Genomic DNA, 21,019 nt, shown 5'->3' with positions numbered 1-21,019 from the left:
TACTATCGGCCTAACTCGCCTGATCATTAATAAATAAAGCGCTAGTTAGAACCTATCAGCACGAAATGGTGCCATATCGATGGCCGTGGGCTGCCCCTCCATCATATCCGCCATTAGATGACCGGTGGCGGGCCCCAGAGTGAACCCCTGATGGCCATGGCCAAAGGCAAGCCACAACCCTGGATGCCTTGGCGCAGGCCCAATCACTGGCTTCATATCGGGCAAACAGGGGCGCGCGCCTTTCCAAGGGGCGTCATCGCGTCGCTCGCCCAAGGGGAACACGCTGCGTGCCACTTTCTCGGCGGCGCCCAGTTGATTGACATCAGCAGGCGCATCCAAGCGATCCAGCTCAGCGCCGGTAGTCAAGCGAACCCCTGCGTTCATCGGCGCCAGCAGGTAGCCCACCTCGGCATCCATAACCCAGAAATTTAGCTTGGCTGGCGCTTGAGGCGCGTAGTGCATGTGGTAGCCACGTTTTACAAAGGTAGGAAAGTGATAGCCCAATTCTTTTAGCCAGCTTCCCGCCCAGGGCCCTAGCGCCACGACGACGTCATCTACTTCTAACGCTTCAGCACGGTATTGACCTGCCAGCGATCACCCATTTGCTGAACCGACTTGATATCCGACTGCAAAATACGCCCGCCATCATTACTAAACGCTTGGGCGTAAGCCGCGACCAACCCACCTGGATCAGCAACCGTCCAGGGATCAAGCCAGTGAATTGCGCCGATAATGGTGTCACTCAAAGAGGGCTCTTTCTGCGCAAGAGCCGCCTTATCCAGTTGCTCAAACTGCACGCCATAAAGGCGCCGTGCTTCTTCGGCCTCGGTTATCCGCGCAGCAAGTTTTTCAGGCGTGCGATATAGCTCAAGCCATCCCTGCCTGCGCACCAAGTGCTCAGCGCCTGCGGCTTCAATCATCGGGCCGTGGGTTTTTAGCGAAAGCTGAATCAGTGAGGCGTATTCCGGCACGATTTTCTGGTAAGTCTTCGGCGCTGAGTTCATCCAGTAGCGCAATAGCGGGGAGGCGGCGTTGACCATACCCGCGGGGCGGTAACGAATATCTACCCGACGGTTAGGTAAAACGCTGAGGAGCGTTTTAACGTCGCGGGGAAAAGGGTAAGGCCTTACCGCTTCCCGCTGAATGATACCCGCATTGCCAAACGAGGTTTCGCGGCCAGGCTGAAGGCGATCTACCAGGGTCACCTCATGCCCACGCTGGCGCAGATGCCAGGCAATGCTGACACCGACCATGCCTGCTCCCAAAACTACCGTTTGACGCGCCATCTTGATGCACTCCCTTTTCAGCGTTTATGAACCACAATTGAAGACCTATAACTAATTGAAAAATATCACCAATCAATGCGCATTAACACAGTAGAAAACGCTATTTTATTTCTAAAAATCAGTAATTAATGCTGCCATTAGCGTTAAAAAGGATGACTTCACTATTAGCGGCATAACAATTGCTTAGTTTCTATTAGGAAACCTGAATAGCAGTCAGTTAGCACCGGTGCAACGGTTCCCCCTCCTTCCGCTTAAAACAAACAAAGCACCAAAAAGCGCACTTGCACCAAAAGATACTAAGGAAAACACCATGCCTGCCACGCTAAATTTGGACAGCTCGTTGCTCGATATGCTCTGGGTGCTCTGGGCCGCTGCTCTGGTATTTGTGATGCAAGCTGGCTTTCTCTGCCTGGAAGCGGGCACTACGCGCACCAAGAATGCTATCAACGTCGCTATGAAAAACGTAGCGGACTTTGCCATTGCCGTCAGTATTTTTTGGTTAGTCGGTTTTGGTCTCATGTTTGGCGACTCTCACCACGGCTTAATCGGCACAACGCTGTTTGGTTGGCAATTAGAAGCCTCCAGCCACTGGGTGATTACCGTTTTTATTTTCCAAGCAATGTTCTGCGCCACCGCCGCTACCATCGTGTCGGGCGCAGTGGCAGAACGTATGCCCTTTTTAGCCTATACCTGGACGGCCCTCTGGATAGCCTTGGTTATCTATCCGGTTTTTGGGCATTGGGCATGGGGCGGGCTTTTGGATGGCGCGGAAGGCTGGTTAGGGGCGCTAGGGTTTGTCGACTTTGCGGGCTCCACGGTCGTACATAGCGTAGGCGGTTGGGTCGCCCTGGCAGCGGTACTGTGTATTGGGCCACGCAGCGGACGCTTCAGCCACGGTAAACCACCTACTGCCTTCCCTTCAGGCAACTTACCCCTCGCCATGTTAGGCGCACTGTTTATGATCTTAGGCTGGTTTGGCTTTAACGGCGGTAGCACCCTGGCCGTTACCGAGCAAATACCCAGCATAATAGCCAATACTGTTTTGGGCGCCGTCGGCGGCATCCTTTCGGGCATGCTGATGGGGCTACGCACTCGGCGCTACGCCGACGTTATGTATGCGATTAATGGCGCCATTGCGGGCTTGGTCGCCGTCACCGCCAGCGCTCATGTGATCTCCTTATCGGCGGCATTTGGGCTGGGTGCGGTTAGTGGCGTACTGATGGTACTGACCAGCGAATGGCTGATAAGCAAACATATTGATGATGCAGTCAGCGCCATACCCTCGCACCTCGTCGCGGGCGTATGGGGTACGCTAGCACTGCCCTGGGTCGCTGACTTAACACTGATGGATAGTGGCTTGTCGCGATCCGCTCAGTTTGGCGTTCAGTTGATCGGTGTTGTGGTGTGCGGCGTTTGGAGCTTTGGCAGCGCCTGGCTACTGTTCCGCATTACCCGGCGCTTCCTGCCCATACGCGTCTCACCTGAAGCAGAAAAGATGGGCCTCAATCTCGCCGAGCATGGCGCCAAAAATGAGTTGAACCAACTGCTTGAGCATATGCGCCAGCATGAACAGCAGGGTGATATGCGCCAGCGAATTGACGCCGACCCGTTTACCGAAGTGGGCGAAATAGCGGCGAGCTATAATCGCGTAACCGCTGCCCTTGAAAGCGCCGTTGGACATACCCGCGTGATGCTTCGCAATCTCCGCGATGGCGTGATTACCTGGCAGGCAGACGGCACCCTGACCAGCCTTAACCCTGGAGCGGAGCAACTCTTCGAGGTCGACGCCAAACAGATTATTGGCCAACCTGTCTCGCAGCTATTGCCAACCCGCTCCCTCAGCCCCGGAGCACGCCATGAAATTAAACGCCGCTGCGCAGATATGCAGGTACGCCACCTGGAAATACAAGTCAGCGAAGGAGCCAGCGGTTCCGCGTCAGAGCGCTCAGGGATGGTGCGCGATATTACCGAGCGCAAACAGCTGCAGGAGCAGTTAAACCGCGAACGCGACCTTGCCCGTACTACCCTGGCATCGATCGGTGATGGCGTTATTACCTGCGACGCTAGTGGCAACGTAACGTTTATCAATGCGGAAGCTAAGCGCTTGACCGGATGGACACTCGAAGAGGCCATGGATAAACCCATTTACGTGGTGTATCAACTACTCGATGAAGCCAGTGGCCAACCGCTAAACAACCCGGCCCGGCAAGTGCTCACTCAACTAACTCCGGTGCACTCCACCGAGCACTGCCTACTGGTCAGTCGTGATCACTCGCATACCCCATCCAACACAGCGCTTCACCAATACGTTCGCGCAGCGGCATTACCTTAGGTGCAGTGGTCGTTTTTCAGGATGTTAGCCTCACTCGCCAGTTGACCGAACAGCTGAGCTATCAGGTCAGCCATGACAACCTGACCGACCTGCTCAACCGCCGCGCCTTCGAATCAGCACTGACTGCGCTACTTAATCGCGACGATGGCCACCATGTGCTGTGTTACCTGGATCTCGATCAGTTCAAAATCGTCAATGACACCTGCGGCCATCTCGCTGGAGATGAGCTGCTGCGCCAATTGGCGTTAAAATTTAAAGACCATGTGCGCAGCAGCGATATCGCCGCCCGCCTGGGTGGCGATGAATTCGCTTTGTTGCTACCGATTGCGGTATAGAGCGAGCATTGACGATTGCGGGAGCGTTACGCTGCGATATTGAGCAGTATCGTTTTTCTTGGCAGGGCCATACCTTTGGTATCGGCGTAAGCATTGGTTTGGTTGAACTCAACGCCGCTCAGCCCATGCAGTTGAGCCAGGCTCTCCACGCCTCTGACGCTGCGTGCTACGCCGCGAAAGAGGCAGGCCGCAATCGCATCCACTGCTATCAGCCTGACGATCATGCATTACTGGAGAAACACGGCGAACTGCAGTGGGTACAACGCTTGCAAAATGGCTTGGATAACGACACCTTCCGTCTTTTCGCCCAACCCATTGCAGCCATTTGCGCCACTGACCCTGGCTACCGGGAAATTCTGCTGCGACTTGAAGAGCATGGAGAGATCATCGCGCCAGGTAGCTTTCTACCCGCTGCCGAGCGTTATCACTTTATGGAGCGCATTGACCGCTGGGTGGTTCGTAACACCCTAGCCTGGCTAGGGGATCAAAACCGCCATGCGACGCTGCCACCTCACAGCTTATGGGGGATCAATCTTTCAGGTGCGTCGCTTCCGATGCGGATTTTTGTCACGACCTTATTACTCAGGTCGCCATGGCAGGCCTGCCCCACGGCACGCTCTGCTTTGAAATTACCGAAAGCACCGCCATTGCCCAACTCTCAAGCGTGAGTGAAATAATTGTCACCCTTAAAGAGTACGGCTGTCGCTTTGCACTGGATGACTTTGGTACCGGCCTCTCCTCTTTTAGTTATTTGAAGCAGTTGCCCGTCGATTATTTGAAAATTGACGGTAATTTTATCCGCAATGTGCATCAGGATCCGATTGATCGCGCTATGGTTGAGGCGATTCATGCCGTCGGCAAGGCGTTAGGAATTGAAACCATTGCTGAATTTGTGGAAACCCAGGCAACGCTGGATATTTTGCACCACATGGGAATCAACTACGCGCAGGGGTATTTGCTGGGCAGGCCTGAGCCGCTCACCCATATGGCGGGTAACCGCATTAAGGTGATGCCGCGCTAGCTACAATAAAGGGGGAGTCTAAAAGCCAGAAACACAAAAACCCCAGTTAAGGGCATACTCTCTAAAAGAAGGGGTAAACTAAAAGGAAATTAAAAGTAGCAGAAGCGATATATGCTGGGTAATGGGGTGGATGATGGGACTTGAACCCACGACCACCGGAGTCACAATCCGGGGCTCTACCACTGAGCTACACCCACCACAACCTAAAACTGGAAACGCAAATATTGTCACTGGGGTGGATGATGGGATTTGAACCCACGACCACCGGAGTCACAATCCGGGGCTCTACCCCTGAGCTACACCCACCAAAGACAATCTTACGTAGAACAAATAGCATGCGCTTGAAGATATGATTCTGACAGGTTGTTACCACTGAATTAGGTGGCACGCCCAGCAGGAATCGAACCCGCAACCTACGGCTTAGAAGGCCGTTGCTCTATCCGGTTGAGCTATGGGCGCACATATAGTATTCATATAATACGAATACCGATGAGCACTAGACCACAACTGCAGCTTGGAAAAGCAAACTACTACCTTTCATGCTAAGTGATTGGTCGGGATGGAGGGATTCGAACCCCCGACATCCTGCTCCCAAAGCAGGCGCGCTACCAGACTGCGCTACATCCCGATTTTCATCACCTTAGACGCTACCGTGCTGCCCGTCTCAAGCGAGGCATATATTACTATTTTTAATTTTAAAGTCAACCATTAAAGTGATTGTTAGTGAAGGCGCTTTGCCTGGATGCTCCAGCGTGCGAAAATTACCGCCTTTAAAGCGCTGTGGCTTGAGCGCTTTAATGCCTAGGCTATTTTTAACATTCACAGGGACTCCATTACATGACCGCCCAACTAATCGATGGCAAAGCCATCGCTGCTACTGTCCGCCAACAGGTTGCCGAAAAGATCGCTGCACGCCGTCAAACCGGCGGACGGGCACCGGGACTAGCCGTGGTTGTGGTCGGGGACGATCCCGCCTCTCATGTGTATGTCAGCAATAAGCACCGCGCCTGCGAACAAGCTGGCATTCTCTCCTTTCAGCATGCCCTACCCGCTACAACCTCACAGCATGAACTGGAAGCCCTGGTTGATCAGCTCAACAGCGACCCGACCGTTGATGGCATCTTGGTTCAACTGCCACTGCCCAAGCATCTCGATGCCGAGCCCATTTTAGAGCGTATTCTGCCTGGCAAAGACGTCGATGGGTTTCACCCCTACAACATTGGCCGCTTAGCGCAGCGTATGCCCGCCCTACGCCCCTGCACGCCGAAAGGAATCATGACCCTACTGGCACAGAGCGATATTGCGCTACGCGGCTTAGATGCCACCGTTGTGGGCGCCTCTAACATTGTAGGCCGCCCTATGGCGCTGGAGCTGATGCTGGCAGGCTGTACCACCACTGTATGTCACCGTTTTACCCGCAACCTTGAAGATCACGTAAGCCGCGCCGACATTCTGGTCGTGGCCGTCGGCAAGCCGGGTATCGTGAAAGGCGAATGGATTAAGCCGGGCGCTATCGTGATCGACGTAGGCATCAATCGTCAGGAGGATGGCACGTTAAAAGGCGACCTTGATTTTGCCACCGCCGCCGAACGCGCCAGCTTTATCACCCCCGTACCTGGCGGCGTGGGGCCGATGACCGTAGCTACTCTGCTGGAAAATACCCTTGAAGCCGCCGAGAAGCACGACTTAGCTCCCCTAGGGCACGCCTGAGTTAAAACACCACTTTTAATGTAGGAGCATGGCGCAGTGAAGCGTATTGGTATTATTGGCGCAATGGCGCAGGAAGTGAGCACCTTGGTGAGTCAGTTGGACAACCCCCAACGCTACGAGCACGCGGGTTTTGTCTTCCATACCGGCACGCGTTACGGCCTTGAGGTCATTGTGCTGCAGTCGGGGATTGGTAAGGTCAATGCCGCAGTAGGCACGGCTATTTTATTAGAGCGCCATCAACCCGATGCCATTATCAACACCGGTTCCGCCGGTGGCTTTGCCGCCGATTTAGCCATTGGCGATGTAATCATTTCAGACGAAGTACGCCATCACGACGTCGACGCCGTGGTATTTGGCTACGAGATAGGCCAAGTGCCAGGGATGCCCGCCGCCTACTTGGCCGACAAATCGCTGCGAGAGGTGGCGCGTAATGCCATCGCCTCGTTAGGTGAAGTCCAGGTACGCGAAGGCTTGATCGCCACCGGTGACGCCTTTATGGCTGACCCTGCAAGGGTAGACGCTACCCGTGCCCAGTTCCCTAGCATGCTTGCGGTAGAGATGGAGGGCGCCGCCATTGCTCAAACGTGCCACCTCTACCAGTGCCCCTTCGTGGTGATCCGCGCGCTCTCTGACATTCCTGGCAGTGGCGACAACCACCTCTCCTTCGATGAATTTCTGGAAGTGGCCGCCGACCACTCATCGCGCATGGTTGACCAAATGCTTAAGCAACTTGGCAACGTCTAACAGGGCTTACTAAGCGCTTGGAGCCGTCGACCGTTAAAGCGTCGACGGTTCTTGTTAAGACCTGGCTTGTTAAGACCTAACCGCCCAGTTAAGCGTCTCCCCCGCCAGCAATGGAATAATGTTCTCTCCCTGAGCGTAAGGATAACTCTCCGGCAGTGTCCAACCCCGTCGCTCTAGCGTAATGGTGTCTGCGTTAGCCGATAACCCATAAAAACGCGGCCCATTCAGGCTGGCGAAGGCTTCCAACTTATCCAGGGCACCCATTTCATCGAAGGCGGTGGCGTAAAGCTCAATGGCCGCGGGGGCAGTATAGGCACCGGCACAGCCGCAGCTTGACTCTTTAGCCCCCTGGGAGTGGGGCGCGCTATCGGTGCCCAAAAAGAACTTATGGCTACCGCTGGTGGCTGCTTTAAGCAGCGCCTGGCGATGCTGCTCACGCTTTAGAATGGGCAGGCAGTAGTAGTGAGGACGAATCCCACCCACCAGCATCTTATTGCGGTTAAACAGCAGGTGATGCGCAGTAATGGTGGCGGCCACATTATCCGGTGCCTGGGCAACAAACTCTGCGGCTTGCTGGGTGGTGATATGCTCACACACTACTCTCAGCGCCGGATGGCGTTCCAGCAGCGGTTTTAGCACTGTTTCAATAAACACCGCTTCGCGATCAAAAATATCGATCTCAGCATGGGTGACTTCACCGTGCACCAAAAGTGGCATGCCAACCTTAGCCATCATTTCGATAGTGGCGTCACAGTGGGCCAAATCGGTCACCCCTGAATCGGAGTTAGTCGTGGCACCCGCCGGGTAAAGCTTCACCGCTTTGACAATGCCACTTTGTGCCGCGCGCTCGATCTCTTCCGGTGGAGTTGTATCGGTGAGATAGAGCACCATTAAGGGCTCGAAGGTACTGCCCGCTGGCAAGGCAGCAAGAATACGCTGACGATACTCAAGCGCCTGGGCCGTAGTGGTAACCGGCGGGGTGAGATTGGGCATAATGATCGCCCGCCCCATCTGCGCTGCGGTATGGCCTACCACCGCGTTGAGCGCCTCATCGTCGCGCAAGTGAAGGTGCCAGTCATCGGGGCGGGTCAGTGTTACAGTGTCCACGGCATGTCCTGTAGTGGTGTTAAGTCGGGTAAAATACGCCATGTACAGTATACGCAATTGCGCGATGGGATAAATCCGCTCCTCAAGTGCCCACACCCCAGCCCAAGTATCGTATTATGGCGGCGCTGTTTTAGAGACACAGCTCTTTCAAGATCCAGATCTAACGGTTAGTTTTTGCAGTCGTTTATAAAAGTTAGTTTTTGACGCTAAGGATTCGGTTGTTTATGCAGAACGTGCGCCGCTATGCGGATATTATTGCCAGCCTGGAAGGATTGATGTGGCTAAGCCTCGCTTGGTCGATTTCGCTCTCCGTTCATATCGGCAGCACAGAACCCACTCTTGCTAGCTTATTGGTGATTGGTGCTCTAGTGGTTTTCTGCTGGGCTCATCGGCCACTGCGTTACCTGTTGCGCCGCTACCATATTCGCAAGCGGCGCACCGATATGTGGATCCATACCCTGGCTCTGCCGTTGCTGCTGGCGATGTTCCTCCACATCATGCTTGAAGCGTTATTGGGTAGCGCCTGGTTGCCGCCTAAAATGCTGCTGTTCAATATATTGGCATCGGCTGGCTGGACAACCTACGTGATGACCCTGTTGATTAAATCTGTCATTCATGGCTTTAAAGCCAAACCAAGTAAGCCCATCATGCCGACTGCCCTACCCCTCCCGCTTTCTACACCCAACCGTAACTTGGTGCGACTGACTATTGTGCGCGGCATCACCTGGACGGGTTTTTTACTGGCGATTGTGGTGGGCGTTGAACTGCTCGCCTTCGATTTACCGGTGACCGCCGTGGTGAGCGTGGTCATTTCAATGGGCGTACTCAATATTGCCACTTGGTGGCGCCTGGGCCGTCCCCGCGCGGTGACGCACCTTGAGTATTTGCTGCATTTACTTGCCGATATCACCGGCTTAACACTACTGTTCTATTTCTCGGGCGGTTCCACCAACCCTTTTATTACCTACTACCTGGTGCCGGTTACCATCGCCGCCGCCACCCTGCCCTGGCGCCATGCCTGGATCATCGCCGCATGCTCCATGGCGGGCTATACCTTTTTAATGTTCTCCTACCACCCCATCCCGCAACTGGGCCATATCAACAGTGATAGCCCCTTGAGCCTGCATATACTAGGCATGTGGCTTAACTTTGGCCTCTCTGCGGGGCTGGTAACCTTTTTTATCTACAAAATGGCTCACGCGCTGCGTAGCCGTGATCAGGCGCTCTCCCGCACTCGGGAAGCGGCCCTGCGCAATGAGCAGGTGTTGGCGGTCGCAACCCAAGCCGCGGGCACTGCCCACGAACTGGGCACACCACTCTCTACCATGGCAGTCCTCCTCAAAGAGATGCAGGCCGATGCCCCCGCCGATTCGACGCTTGATCAGGACATTAACTTATTGCGCCAGCAGGTCGACGTATGCAAATCACGTCTACAAAATTTGGTCTCCAACGCTGACCGGCGGCGTATGGCAGAACCCGAAGTGCTCGATGCAGAAGTGTGGTTAGCGGGGGTTGTTCAGCGCTGGCTGGTGCTTCGTCCTGATGTGAGCCATCAGTTCGATGTGGCAGAGAAACGCGGAAGACCTTGGCTGGCCGTCGATGCCACGCTCGACCAAGCATTGACCAATTTGCTCAATAACGCCGCTGACGCCAATCCTGAGCACATTGCCATACGCTTAGACTGGCAGAGTGAGAGCGTGGTGATCGATATTCGTGACCATGGCCCAGGTGTCGCCATGTCGATCGCCGACCAGTTGGGTGAGACGTTTATTTCGACTAAAAGCAAAGGCATGGGCATCGGCTTGTTTTTAACCCATGCCACCATCAATCGCTTTGGTGGTGGTGTAAGCCTGTATAATCACCCGGAAGGGGGTACGCTAACGGAAGTCACGCTGCCCCGCTGCGCAGCGCCAACTTAATCGCGCCCGCCCCAAGCACCGCCAGTTATGGATTGAGGACAACATGCAAACGCGAGAGCAACGCCTGCTAATCATAGATGACGATGAAATGTTTTGTCATGTGCTGAACCGTGCCCTTACGCGCCGCGGTTACGACGTTATAGTTGCCCACGATGCCGAGCAGGCCCTGACCATGGCCGCGCAGCATTCACCCACCATGGCGACCCTTGATTTAAAACTGGAAAACAGCTCAGGTTTAAAACTGCTTCCGGAGCTGCTTGCCACCGTGCCCCAGTGTCGCATTGTGGTGCTGACCGGCTACTCCAGCATTGCCACCGCAGTGGAGGCGATTAAGCTCGGCGCGGTTAACTACCTGTGTAAGCCGGTGGATGCCGACGATGTATTAACCGCATTCGAGCGCCAAAGCGGTGACCCGGATATTGAGCTTGCAGACAATCCGCCATCGATTAACCGCATCACCTGGGAACATATTCAGAAAGTGCTGCAGGAGCACGACGGCAATATATCCGCCACCGCACGAGCGCTGGGCATGCACCGCCGCACCCTGCAGCGCAAACTACAAAAACGCCCCGTACGTCGTTAAAGCCTGCAACAAAGCACCCCGCCAACCACATCAAGGTCACTGGCGGGGCCAAACTGATTAATTAATGCGCCGTCCAGCCTAAATCGATATTAAAGCTTGAGCCAGTCACAGCACCGGCTGCGTCGGATGCCAGATAAGCGACTAATTGCGCCACCTCTTCAGGTTCGATCAAGCGCTTGATGGCCGCCTGTTTGAGCATGACTTTCTCGATGACCTCCTGCTCATCCATACCGTGCAATTTAGCCTGGTCGGCGATTTGGTTGTCCACTAACGGGGTTTTCACATAGGCAGGACATACCGCATTCGCGGTGATGCCTTGTTCACCGCCCTCTAGCGCCGCCGTTTTGGTCAAACCAATCATGCCGTGTTTGGCACTGATGTACGCCGCCTTCCCTGGTGAAGCCACCTGAGCGTGTATCGAGGCCACGTTAACGATGCGTCCCCAACCCTTTTCACGCATATGCGGCCAAGCCGCCTGTGTTAGTAAGAAAGGCGCCGTTAGCATCAAGTCCATAATCTGACGCCACTTTTCCTCGGGGAAGGTCTCAATCGGGGCAACGTGCTGAATCCCAGCGTTATTGACCAATATATCAACACCGCCAAAGCGCTTGACCGCATCCGCCACCGCCGCACGGCAGGCGTCGGGATCGGTTAGATCCGCCTCAAAGAACGCCGCGCCGGATTTTTCAGCGACCGCCTTACCCGCCGGATTAAAATCGACGGCAAGCACTTGATGACCTAATTCGCAAAAGTGCTTAACCACAGCGGCACCGATCCCGCTGCTAGTACCGGTTACCAGCGCAACTCGCGGTGTTGTAACGGCTTGGGAAGTCATGGGTAATTTCCTTTTTCACTGCGTGGATGGAAGATACTGTTTGTAGAAATCCTGACAGTATAGCTGGCTGCACTTAGGCGTTGAGCTCTTCATCGGGTTGCATTAAACGCGCCATCATTTGCTGCGCCAGCCTTGCGGCCTCCTGCATGCTCTCCAGCTCGCTTAAATCTCGCAAAATGGCGCGCTTATAGAGTCCGTAGCCGCCTGGCAAGCGCTCAAGAGATAGTGGGTATGTGCCTGAAGGCAGAGAAAGCGTAAGCGTATCCGCCAGAGTCTCGGTCAGCAGGGAGTGGTCAGGCACTGCAACCAGCCACAGCTCGCAGGGCGTAATCAACGCCCCCACCATGTGCTTAGCGCCATGATGCTGGAAGCATAGCGCATCAACCCCTAAACGCGGGTTCCAGTCACTTTTTCGTTTAATGGATGGCAAGTGCCTATCTCGGTACGCTTTCGACAGATCAGTAAGAAAGGTGTATTCGTCAGCGGTGAGCGTTTGCATAGGCTTGTTGGTTTTCCCAGGTGATAACGGACATTAATGGTTCGTGTAGCGAGCTACTATTGGCGAAACGAGCTCTGCTCAGCCACAATGGGCGCGAATTTATCGCTTAGCCAAACGGCTATTTACCCTTCAGTTACTGTCTACCTGATAACTTACTCAGTTTATCGTAAAGGAGCACCACCTATGTTCGTGGTTATTTTTGGTCGGATGTCATGTCCTTTCTGCGTACGCGCAAAACAGCTGGCCGAGCATTTGGAAAAAGTCGGAAAAATTGAAGGCTATCGCTATGTGGATATGCCCTCTGAAGGCGTCACTAAAGAAGATATCGCCAAAACAGCGGGTAAACCCATTCACACTGTCCCGCAGGTATTTGTCGATCAAACCCATGTAGGCGGCTTTACTGAATTTGATCGGTTTGTCCGCGATCAACAGCTACTTGCCGTTTAACCGCTCGTTAATAGCCGTTGAACCCTTGCTTACCCCGCTTGCCTATACTGAGCAGTTATTTAATGGCTCACGCTAGGTGTGCCACTTTAGGCAAGGAGTTCACCATGCAGCGTCAGGAGTTCGTTCAGCAGCTGTGGCTTGACTATGTACATACCCATCCCGACATCGGCGCCCTTAGACTTTGGCCACTATCAACGGCGGCTGAATATTTAACGCTGGTAACGCTCAATTACGGGCCCTTTGCCGCTGCCGCGCTTACCGGCAATTTAGCTCATATGGGCTATCGCGTCATGGGCCATTACGCCATGGCCGATAAAGGCCTATTGGTGCAACTACTCGCGCCAAGCGACGGCAGTAGTTGGCTGGTGCTGGCAGAACTGCAAATAGGCACATTGTCCAAGGCGCCCCGGGAAGCCATTGAAGGGCTGGTGCAACAATCTCACCCTCAGGATTGCAAGGGGCATAATTTGCTCTGCCGCGGTCGCCCCTGGCCGATGCCTAGCTGGGCGCTTTATCAACAGCTACAGCAAGCTCACCCCTTGGCTGCCTGGATAGCGGTGATGGGCCCTCGATTGCATCACGCTGGCTTTGATTGTGGGCAGTTGGGGGAACCCTTGAAAACGCTGGATCAACGCCTAAGTGAAGTGGGCATGCCAAGCCTTGAGGGCCAGCAAAACGGTGTCTTCACGGTATCATCACTGCTTGATCACCGCTTCTACCCCACCACACCACAGAAAACAGTCTTCGCCAATGGCGATGAACATCGCCTCTGCCTAGGCGGCCTGGCGTTAGCCCAAAAGCACGTTGAAGATAATCACGAGCGTATTGCCGATTTACTGCTACCCCACCATACGCGCTGTGAAATGGCCTGAGACGCTAGCAGTAATGGCGCTAGCGTCTCACTGTGCAGTTTATTTAACCCTCTAACCTTCGGCTGTTTATCATTCGGGCTAATGGGAGCGTACTTACTCGGCATCAAACGTCATTTCGGGAACATGGTCAGGCACAATCAGCTTGCCCGCCGTCTTCTCGACGATTTCCTCAACGCTTACGCCCGGAGCGCGCTCCTTGAGAATAAAGGCACCGTCTTTGATTTCAAGATAAGCTAAATCTGTCAACACGCGGTTAATGCAGCCTGCGCCAGTCAGCGGTAGTTCGCATTTTTCCAATAGCTTGGATTCGCCGTGCTTAGGCATGGGTCATAGTGCAAATGATATTGTCGGCACCGGCAACGAGATCCATGGCACCGCCCATGCCTTTGATCAACTTCCCTGGAATCATCCAGGACGCGATATTGCCCTGCTGATCCACCTCGAAAGCCCCCAGCACGGTGAGATCCACGTGGCCACCACGAATCATCGCAAATGATTCTGCGGAAGAAAAAATCGCTGCGCCTGGGCGCGCCGTCACCGTCTCTTTACCCGCATTAATCATATCTGGATCAAGTTCGTCTTCGGTGGGGTAGCGGCCCATCCCCAGCAGACCGTTCTCGGATTGCAGCATGACATCGATGCCATCCGGAATATAGTTGGCAACCAGGGTGGGAATACCAATGCCCAGGTTGACGTAAAAACCATCTTGAAGTTCGCGGGCGACACGCTGAGCCATCTGTTCTCGTGTTAAAGCCATGGTGACTTCCTCTTGTTGAATCGTTAAATGCGAAGCTAGTGTTGCGTTTGAAGGCGCGGCGTATTAGCTGCGCACCGTGCGTTTCTCTATCCGCTTTTCAAACGTGCCTTGAATAATCCGATCCACATAAATTCCTGGGGTATGGATCTGGCTAGGCTCAAGCTCACCCGGTTCAACGATCTCTTCAACTTCCACCACGGTAATTTTCCCCGCCGTGGCGGCCATGGGGTTAAAATTCTGCGCCGTATGGCGATACATTACATTGCCATAGCGATCCGCCTTCCAGCCTTTCACTATGGCAAAATCACCTACAATGGCTTCTTCTAAAATACAGTGTCGGCCATTAAACTCGCGAACCTCTTTCCCCTCACCAATCGGCGTGCCGTAACCGGTAGCGGTGTAAAAGGCGGGAATACCAGCGCCGCCTGCGCGCATTTTTTCCGCTAATGTGCCTTGAGGCGTTAACACCACCTCTATCTCATCGTTGAGCATTTGCTTCTCGAACAAGGCATTCTCACCTACGTAAGAGGCCAGAATCTTACTGATTTGGCGGTCTTCAAGCAGTATTCCCAAGCCAAAACCATCGACACCGCAATTATTGGACACCACGGTAAGGTCAGTGACGCCGCGTCGCTTGATCTCGGCAATCAGGTTTTCGGGAATACCGCAGAGCCCGAAGCCACCGGCGATGACGGTCATACCGCTTTCGATGCCTTCCATAGCCTCTTCGTAGGAAGCTACACGCTTATCGAATCCTGCCATTGTTGTGCCTCACATTGTTGTTGATGATCAGTATTATCGTAGATGAGTGCTGTCAAAAATTCGCGAACTGAAGCTTACGATAGTGCCAGTGTTGTGCGAGATGATATATTTGTTAAGTTTGTTTTTCTTATCAATTTATTTTTTAAACTTATAAAAGGTACTTTATGACCGTCAAACAGCTGCGCGCCTTTCTGGCGGTCGCCCAAACCCTCAGCTTTACTCAAGCCTGCGAGCGCCTGCATTTATCCCAACCAGCGCTAAGCCTGGCGATTAAAGGCCTGGAAGAGTCCCTGGGTGGCAAACTGCTGATTCGTAGCACCCGCAGCGTCAGATTAACCCCAGAAGGCGAGTCGCTACTACCGCTAGCCAAACATCTGCTGGCCCAGTGGGACAATACCGAGGAGCGTTTGCGCCAGCGCTTCACCCTCCAGCTGGGGCGCCTCAGCGTGGCGGCGATGCCCGCCTTTGCCGGTAACTTACTCCCTGCGGCGCTGGTTAAATTTCGCCAACAGTACCCCAAAATCAACATAACCGTGCACGATGTCATCAACGAGGAGGTTACCGCCATGGTGCGCTCCCGACAGGTAGAGATGGGGATCGCTTTTCTCCGGAGGGTACCGGCAGCCTGCTCTTTACGCCGCTGTTTGAAGACCATTTTGTGGCGGTCGTGCCGACTGGCTCTCCGTTAACCCAGAGCACCCAGCTCGCCTGGTCGACGCTGCTAAGCCACGATTTCATTACTCTTCAGCGCCCCTCCATGGTACGTCGTTTATTGGAACAGGAGCTGAGCAAACAGGATATGGAGCTCACTGTGGCCTTTGAAAGCCACCAGCTTTCTACCGTAGGGAGGATGGTTGCCGACGGCCTGGGCGTCAGCGCTGTGCCTTCCATGTGCATTCGTCAAATGCATGAACTGGGCGCTCGCTGCATACCGCTGACAGCGCCCGCTATCTCCTGCCGGGTCGGCATTTTGACTCACCAAGAGCTCTCCGTAGCCGCCCATGCACTGCGCACCGTTCTCTTGAACACCGTCCAAGCCCCTTCACTGCCGCTCGTCTAAAACATCATCAAGCTAATGAATTGCTGTAGGTTTCTGCTGGGCAGCGTGGCTAGGATCATTTAGCATTCAGTATTACGCTATTGGTCTGACGGTAAGGAAACGTGGTATGCCTATTTTAAAGGGGCTGATTAGCGCTCTGCTGCTAACGCTCAACACGCTGTTCTGGGGCGTACCTCTCATTCTGCTGACGCTACTTAAAGTCATTGCCCCAGGGCAGCGGCTTAAGCAGTTAGTGTTGCAGGGGCTGAATGGCGTTGCGCTTAACTGGATAGGCGTCAACCTTTGGTGGATGCGGCACTGGCTCAAACCCGTGCTACACGCCAGCGTACCTGATAATTTGAGCCCACAGCAGTGGTGGCTGGTGATATCCAACCACCGCAGTTGGACGGATATCTTTATGCTGTTGATGGCGTTGCATCGGCGTATCCCCATGCCACGTTTTTTCTTAAAACGTCAATTGATCTGGATCCCCATCGTAGGGTTGGCTTTTTGGGCGCTAGAATTTCCTTTTATGCGCCGCTTTAGCCGCGAACAAGTCGCTAAAAATCCTAAGCTGGCCACCATTGATCGAGCAGCTACCGAACGGATGTGCCAGCAGGCAAGGCTCTCGCCCATTGCGATTTTTAATTTTGTCGAGGGCACCCGCTTTTCGGTTGCCAAACGCGATGCCCAGCAGAGCCCCTACCGCCACCTATTACGCCCTAAAGCGGGCGGCATTGCCCAAGTACTTAGTCTGCTAGGCAACCAATTGGATGGTATCCTGGATGTGACGATCAGCTACGCTAACCCTCGCCGACGTTTTGGGCTTTTTATGCGGCAGGGAAGCGCCCATAACATTACAGGCACGGCAACTCAGCATTCCTGAGTGGATGTACGCATCAGAAAACCACGAAGAAAAGCAGCATAAGGAACGCTTCCACACATGGATCAATGCACTCTGGTTGGAAAAAGATGGCATGCTGGACAGCCGAACCGATCACGCCTAACCAGCTGGCTCACTGTTTGGCTGTTAGCGGGACTACTGACCGGCTGTTCCAGCGCTCCTCCATCGTCATCCCAGCGAGCAGCCGCCCCTAGCGCCAGCCAGATCAGTGGCAACTGGGTGCAAGTACAGCGTGGCGACACGCTGGGTAAGCTGGCGGCCCGGGCTAACGTGCCACTGGAACGCTTGGAGCGCTTTAACCCAGGTGCCGATACGCGGCGCCTGGAAATTGGGCAACGTCTATTAATTCCTACCCAGCAGGAGCGGGCACCTTCAGGTGGCCCCTACCGCTATCAAATCCGTCCTGGTGATACGTTCTCGAGCATCGCCCGACATTTTGGCACTACCAGTGGCCGCATTCAGAGTGCCAACCCTAGTGCCTCTCCCACTAATTTGAGAATTGGCCAAATAGTCAGCCTCCCCCTTAGCGGTTCAGCGGCGCGAAGTTCATCTAGAAGCTCAGCAAACAGTAGCAGCTCTTCAAGCGCTAACAAGCCTGCCGCTGCACCTACCAGCAGCGCTCCCAGTCAGGCGCTACCCTCATCAGCCAGGCGCTGGCCCTGGCCGCTGGAGGATTATCGAGTGGTTCGCCGCTTCGGGCCAGACAGCCGAGGCACCCTGCAGCCCATGCTGCTGGCTACTCAAGCTGGCGCTCAGGCTAAAGCCGTCGCCCCTGGCGAAGTACGCTTTGCCGACGGTATGCGTCAGTTGGGTGAAGTGGTGATTGTGCACCATGCCAATAACCTCCAAACCGTATACGCCCTTTGCGAGCGCATTTTGGTCGAGGTAGGCAAACAGGTTAGCGCGGGAGACCCACTTTGTGAGGTAGGTCAAAGCAGTGCCACCCAACGCTACGATCTACTCTTTGATCTGCGCCAAGGCGGCAAACCCATCGATCCCAAGCAGGTTCTGCGCTAAAACACTCGCTTGAAACCGTCCCTCATAATAAAGCAACGGCCCCTAGCTTAAGCAGGGGCCGCGGGTAGATGGACACGCTTCTAGCCGCGATAGTAGCCCGGCTTTACAAACGGCGTGGGAGTTACCACCATAGGTAACTGTTTACCGCGTACCACCGCGAATACAGTGCTTTGCGGTGCTTCCTGCTCGCGAGTGACATAACCCATCGCCACAGGCTTACCGACGCTGGGACCAAAGCTGCCGGAGGTAACGATTCCAATCTCATTGCCTGCCTCATCCACAAGCGGCGCACCCTCACGCACCGGCGCGCGACCTTCAGCTAACAGCCCAACACGCTTGCGGGTGTGATCTTTGGCATCGACCTGATGAAATCACATCGGCGCCTGGAAAACCTCCCGGCCGATCACCACCACGGCGCCGGGGCTTGCCAATCGCCCAGATTAGACCTGCTTCTACCGGGGTGGTTTGCTCATCCATATCGTGGCCATACAGGCATAAACCCGCTTCCAAACGCAGCGAGTCCCGTGCTCCCAGGCCAATCGCTTCGACCTCAGGCTCAGCTAGCAGTTGCTCAGCGAAGGCTTCGCAAGCATCGGCGGCGACGGAAATTTCAAAACCATCTTCACCGGTATAGCCGCTGCGGCTCACCCAAACCTCCTGCCCAGCAATGGTGAAGCGGCCATGCTGCATAAACACAAGCTCACAGGCTTCAGGGCAAAGCCGCTGCATGACATCCCGCGCCTGAGGCCCTTGGAGCGCTAGTAAGCCACGATCCAAAGGTTCAATTGTATGGGTTGACGCCAAATTGAGGCGCAGGTGAGTCAAGTCCTGATCTTTACAGGCGGCATTCACTACCAGATAGAAGTGATCACCCGCATTGACCACCATCAGGTCGTCAATAATGCCGCCTTCTGTGTGGTGAACAGCCCGTAACGTTGGGCACCTTTCTCAAGGCTCATCAAATCGGCAGGAATCAAGGTTTCCAGGGCTTCGGCCACGCCGTCACCGGAAACGCTGATTTGCCCCATATGGGAGACATCGAACAGCCCGCACTTTTGACGGGTGTGTTCATGTTCTTTTTTGACCCCCAGCGGATACTGCACCGGCATATCGTAGCCAGCAAAAGGTACCATCTTGGCGCCTAGCTTGAGGTGCAGCGCATGCAGTGGCGTTTGCTTTAATTCAGACATAGGGGCTTTCCTCACTTAAAAGTGTTCGCTCAAAAAAGAGAACGGGAAGCCACTGATTAAGTGCCTTCCCGACTCTCCTGTTATTCACGTTCACCTACAGCGCCGATGAACGCGCTGCGGGTATTATTGGTCGTGATCCAGTGCTTCACCCGGCAATACGTCTTTGCCGTCGAAATAGTCCTTGGTTAGCTTAAAGACTACCGGCGAAAGCAGTGCCAAGGCAATCAGGTTCGGGATCGCCATCATGGCGTTGAAGGTATCCGCCATGAGCCAGATAAAGCCCAGTTGAGCGATGGCGCCCAGCGGGATGGCCAGTACGAACAGCACCCGATAGATCATAATAGAGCGAGTGCCAAACAGGAACTGGCAGCACTTCTCACCGTAAAATGACCAGCCTAGGATGGTGGTAAAGGCAAAAATCGCCAACGCAATGGCGACAATCTGATTGCCAAAGCCAGGCAGTGCAGCGTCAAACGAAAGCGCGGTCAGCGACGCCCCCGCTTCACCCTCTTGCCAAACCGTTGAGGTCAAAATCACCAACGCGGTAATCGTGCACACAAGAATGGTATCGATAAAAGTGCCCAACATCGCGATTAAGCCTTGGCGCACTGGATTTTTGGTTTTGGCCCGCCGCGTGCGCGATCGGCGCACTACCCAAACCCGCTTCGTTGGAGAAGATCCCGCGTGCCACACCAAAACGAATCGCCGCCATGACGGCGGCGCCCGCGAAACCACCTGCGGCCGCCATGGGGTTGAAGGCATAGTAGAAGATCAAACCAAAAGCTTCACCGATCTGCCCGGCATTGACGATCAATACCAACAAGCCAGCCACTACGTAGGCAATGCCCATAATCGGCACCAACTTGCCCGCCACTTTAGCAATACGCTTGATACCGCCCAGAATCACCGCGCCAGCCAGCACCATAATGACCACCCCCGTGAGCCAGTGCGGCACGCCGAAGGTGGCGTCCATGGCGTCAGCAACGGAGTTGGACTGAACGGTATTGCCGATCCCGAAGGCTGCGACAGCGCCAAAAAATGAGAACAGGCCGCCCAACCATAGCCACTTTTTACCCAGGCCATTCTTGATGTAAAACATCGGCCCGCCCACGTGGTAGCCAGTGCTATCGGTTTCACGATAGCGCACGGCCAGCACCGCTTCAGCAAATTTAGTGGCCATACCCACCAGTGCGGTAATCCACATCCAAAACACAGCGCCAGGGCCACCTAACGCAATGGCTGTGGCGACACCGGCAATATTACCGGTACCGATGGTCGCAGAGAGTGCGGTCATCAAGGCATTAAAAGGAGATATTTCCCCTTCGTCTCCCTCTTTGGCAACTGCCGCTTTACCCACCCCAGGTTTCGCATCACGCCCCGCCCACATTAGCTTGAAGCCCATGCCGAGCTTTCTAATCGGCATCAGTTTCAAGCCAAGCTGCAGGTAGATCCCCACACCGAGTAGCAGAATCAACATGACGGGCCCCCAGACCACGCCGTTGATCGCCCCTAAGAGGCTAGTTAATGCTTCCATGTTCATCTCCTCGCTTTGTTGGTATGCAATATTGGTGTGTATTATTGGCTTGTTGCGATTACGGGCTAGTCCTAACGACGCTATTGTTGGTTAGCGCACGATTTGAATGTTTTACACCATAAACTT

At 54.5% G+C, this 21,019-nt stretch carries 15 protein-coding genes, 4 tRNA genes and 6 pseudogenes; 12 read left to right on the top strand and 13 right to left on the bottom strand.

What is annotated here, in order from left to right:
- Positions 1 to 45: 45 nt before the first annotated feature.
- Positions 46 to 1,286, bottom strand: a pseudogene (locus FDY98_RS11715) (NAD(P)/FAD-dependent oxidoreductase).
- A gap of 310 nt (positions 1,287 to 1,596) precedes the next feature.
- Here FDY98_RS11715 and amt point away from each other — a divergent pair.
- The 3 genes and pseudogenes from amt (at position 1,597) to FDY98_RS29505 (ending at position 4,974) form a co-directional block, all read left to right on the top strand.
- A complete protein-coding gene (gene amt / locus FDY98_RS27870) occupies positions 1,597 to 3,618 on the top strand; it encodes an ammonium transporter (protein ID WP_340146506.1) in 2,022 nt (673 codons plus the stop codon).
- Between the two features lie 5 nt (positions 3,619 to 3,623).
- A complete protein-coding gene (locus FDY98_RS27865) occupies positions 3,624 to 3,953 on the top strand; it encodes a diguanylate cyclase domain-containing protein (protein ID WP_340146505.1) in 330 nt (109 codons plus the stop codon).
- A gap of 125 nt (positions 3,954 to 4,078) precedes the next feature.
- A pseudogene (locus tag FDY98_RS29505) lies at positions 4,079 to 4,974 on the top strand (EAL domain-containing protein).
- A gap of 122 nt (positions 4,975 to 5,096) precedes the next feature.
- Here FDY98_RS29505 and FDY98_RS11705 read toward each other — a convergent pair.
- From FDY98_RS11705 to FDY98_RS11685, 5 genes are all read right to left on the bottom strand, one after another.
- Positions 5,097 to 5,171 (bottom strand) — tRNA-His (locus FDY98_RS11705).
- 34 nt (positions 5,172 to 5,205) lie between these two features.
- Positions 5,206 to 5,280 (bottom strand) — tRNA-His (locus tag FDY98_RS11700).
- A gap of 76 nt (positions 5,281 to 5,356) precedes the next feature.
- Positions 5,357 to 5,433: transfer RNA gene (locus tag FDY98_RS11695), tRNA-Arg, on the bottom strand.
- A gap of 92 nt (positions 5,434 to 5,525) precedes the next feature.
- Positions 5,526 to 5,602, bottom strand: a tRNA-Pro gene (locus FDY98_RS11690).
- Between the two features lie 36 nt (positions 5,603 to 5,638).
- On the bottom strand, positions 5,639 to 5,797 hold the full coding sequence (locus FDY98_RS11685) for a hypothetical protein (protein WP_155705844.1): 159 nt from the start codon (positions 5,795 to 5,797) through the stop codon (positions 5,639 to 5,641).
- A gap of 14 nt (positions 5,798 to 5,811) precedes the next feature.
- On the opposite strand from FDY98_RS11685, the gene folD reads away from it, so the two are divergent.
- Positions 5,812 to 6,684 (top strand): bifunctional methylenetetrahydrofolate dehydrogenase/methenyltetrahydrofolate cyclohydrolase FolD, encoded by an 873-nt coding sequence (gene folD, locus FDY98_RS11680; RefSeq protein ID WP_027959406.1) that lies wholly within the window; start codon positions 5,812 to 5,814, stop codon positions 6,682 to 6,684.
- 36 nt (positions 6,685 to 6,720) lie between these two features.
- Entirely contained in the window at positions 6,721 to 7,428 is a 708-nt protein-coding gene (gene mtnN / locus FDY98_RS11675) for a 5'-methylthioadenosine/S-adenosylhomocysteine nucleosidase (RefSeq protein WP_009286676.1), read from the top strand.
- Between the two features lie 69 nt (positions 7,429 to 7,497).
- Here the strand turns inward: mtnN and pyrC are convergent, their stop codons facing one another.
- Positions 7,498 to 8,535, bottom strand: coding sequence for a dihydroorotase (gene pyrC / locus FDY98_RS11670; RefSeq protein WP_027959405.1), 1,038 nt, complete (start codon positions 8,533 to 8,535; stop codon positions 7,498 to 7,500).
- 647 nt (positions 8,536 to 9,182) lie between these two features.
- On the opposite strand from pyrC, the gene FDY98_RS11665 reads away from it, so the two are divergent.
- On the top strand, positions 9,183 to 10,454 hold the full coding sequence (locus FDY98_RS11665; RefSeq protein WP_027959404.1) for an ATP-binding protein: 1,272 nt from the start codon (positions 9,183 to 9,185) through the stop codon (positions 10,452 to 10,454).
- A 43-nt stretch (positions 10,455 to 10,497) separates the two neighbouring features.
- A complete protein-coding gene (locus tag FDY98_RS11660) occupies positions 10,498 to 11,037 on the top strand; it encodes a response regulator transcription factor (protein ID WP_009286672.1) in 540 nt (179 codons plus the stop codon).
- Positions 11,038 to 11,098: 61 nt separating this feature from the next.
- Here the strand turns inward: FDY98_RS11660 and FDY98_RS11655 are convergent, their stop codons facing one another.
- Complete coding sequence (locus FDY98_RS11655; RefSeq protein ID WP_022523510.1) at positions 11,099 to 11,872, bottom strand: 3-hydroxybutyrate dehydrogenase; 774 nt, start codon at positions 11,870 to 11,872, stop codon at positions 11,099 to 11,101.
- Between the two features lie 73 nt (positions 11,873 to 11,945).
- On the bottom strand, positions 11,946 to 12,371 hold the full coding sequence (gene hybE / locus FDY98_RS11650; RefSeq protein ID WP_027959403.1) for a [NiFe]-hydrogenase assembly chaperone HybE: 426 nt from the start codon (positions 12,369 to 12,371) through the stop codon (positions 11,946 to 11,948).
- Between the two features lie 183 nt (positions 12,372 to 12,554).
- Between hybE and FDY98_RS11645 the strand changes: the two genes are divergently transcribed.
- Both FDY98_RS11645 and FDY98_RS11640 read left to right on the top strand, forming a co-directional pair.
- The gene (locus FDY98_RS11645; protein ID WP_027959402.1) at positions 12,555 to 12,818 is read left to right on the top strand and encodes a GrxA family glutaredoxin; all 264 of its coding nucleotides are present in this window, start codon (positions 12,555 to 12,557) and stop codon (positions 12,816 to 12,818) included.
- Between the two features lie 104 nt (positions 12,819 to 12,922).
- Positions 12,923 to 13,690 carry a DUF1338 family protein gene (locus FDY98_RS11640; protein ID WP_027959401.1) on the top strand — a complete coding sequence of 256 codons (768 nt, stop codon included), beginning with the start codon at positions 12,923 to 12,925 and terminating at the stop codon, positions 13,688 to 13,690.
- 93 nt (positions 13,691 to 13,783) lie between these two features.
- Here the strand turns inward: FDY98_RS11640 and FDY98_RS11635 are convergent.
- A pseudogene (locus FDY98_RS11635) lies at positions 13,784 to 14,447 on the bottom strand (CoA transferase subunit B).
- Positions 14,448 to 14,510: 63 nt separating this feature from the next.
- Positions 14,511 to 15,209, bottom strand: a complete 699-nt coding sequence (locus FDY98_RS11630) for a CoA transferase subunit A (protein ID WP_009286666.1) — start codon at positions 15,207 to 15,209, stop codon at positions 14,511 to 14,513.
- A 164-nt stretch (positions 15,210 to 15,373) separates the two neighbouring features.
- Between FDY98_RS11630 and FDY98_RS11625 the strand changes: the two are divergent.
- The 3 genes and pseudogenes from FDY98_RS11625 to FDY98_RS11615 all read left to right on the top strand — a co-directional run bounded on the left by FDY98_RS11625 (position 15,374) and on the right by FDY98_RS11615 (position 18,169).
- A pseudogene (locus FDY98_RS11625) lies at positions 15,374 to 16,269 on the top strand (LysR family transcriptional regulator).
- 106 nt (positions 16,270 to 16,375) lie between these two features.
- Positions 16,376 to 17,134 (top strand): acetyltransferase, encoded by a 759-nt coding sequence (locus FDY98_RS11620; protein WP_442907918.1) that lies wholly within the window; start codon positions 16,376 to 16,378, stop codon positions 17,132 to 17,134.
- Positions 17,135 to 17,371: 237 nt separating this feature from the next.
- Positions 17,372 to 18,169: a LysM peptidoglycan-binding domain-containing protein gene (locus tag FDY98_RS11615; protein WP_027959398.1), complete on the top strand. Its 798-nt coding sequence runs from the start codon at positions 17,372 to 17,374 to the stop codon at positions 18,167 to 18,169.
- 80 nt (positions 18,170 to 18,249) lie between these two features.
- Here FDY98_RS11615 and gcvT read toward each other — a convergent pair.
- Both gcvT and FDY98_RS11605 read right to left on the bottom strand, forming a co-directional pair.
- A pseudogene (gene gcvT / locus FDY98_RS11610) lies at positions 18,250 to 19,359 on the bottom strand (glycine cleavage system aminomethyltransferase GcvT).
- A gap of 123 nt (positions 19,360 to 19,482) precedes the next feature.
- Positions 19,483 to 20,893, bottom strand: a pseudogene (locus FDY98_RS11605) (alanine/glycine:cation symporter family protein).
- Positions 20,894 to 21,019: the final 126 nt, after the last annotated feature.

It is taken from the genome of Halomonas sp. PA16-9, from assembly GCF_009728585.1.
GTDB classification, from domain to species: domain Bacteria; phylum Pseudomonadota; class Gammaproteobacteria; order Pseudomonadales; family Halomonadaceae; genus Vreelandella; species Vreelandella titanicae.
Note: the sequence above shows the minus strand (reverse complement) of the source record. Positions and strands in the feature narration are given on the sequence as shown.

What these genes read in the sequence shown, in the direction of transcription:
- amt (WP_340146506.1), top strand. Translation starts at nt 1,597, where the DNA reads ATGCCTGCCACGCTAAATTTGGACAGCTCGTTGCTCGATATGCTCTGG.
- folD (WP_027959406.1), top strand. Translation starts at nt 5,812, where the DNA reads ATGACCGCCCAACTAATCGATGGCAAAGCCATCGCTGCTACTGTCCGC.
- FDY98_RS11665 (WP_027959404.1), top strand. Translation starts at nt 9,183, where the DNA reads ATGCCGACTGCCCTACCCCTCCCGCTTTCTACACCCAACCGTAACTTG.
- FDY98_RS11660 (WP_009286672.1), top strand. Translation starts at nt 10,498, where the DNA reads ATGCAAACGCGAGAGCAACGCCTGCTAATCATAGATGACGATGAAATG.
- FDY98_RS11655 (WP_022523510.1), bottom strand. Translation starts at nt 11,872, where the DNA reads ATGACTTCCCAAGCCGTTACAACACCGCGAGTTGCGCTGGTAACCGGT.
- hybE (WP_027959403.1), bottom strand. Translation starts at nt 12,371, where the DNA reads ATGCAAACGCTCACCGCTGACGAATACACCTTTCTTACTGATCTGTCG.
- FDY98_RS11645 (WP_027959402.1), top strand. Translation starts at nt 12,555, where the DNA reads ATGTTCGTGGTTATTTTTGGTCGGATGTCATGTCCTTTCTGCGTACGC.
- FDY98_RS11640 (WP_027959401.1), top strand. Translation starts at nt 12,923, where the DNA reads ATGCAGCGTCAGGAGTTCGTTCAGCAGCTGTGGCTTGACTATGTACAT.
- FDY98_RS11630 (WP_009286666.1), bottom strand. Translation starts at nt 15,209, where the DNA reads ATGGCAGGATTCGATAAGCGTGTAGCTTCCTACGAAGAGGCTATGGAA.
- FDY98_RS11620 (WP_442907918.1), top strand. Translation starts at nt 16,376, where the DNA reads ATGCCTATTTTAAAGGGGCTGATTAGCGCTCTGCTGCTAACGCTCAAC.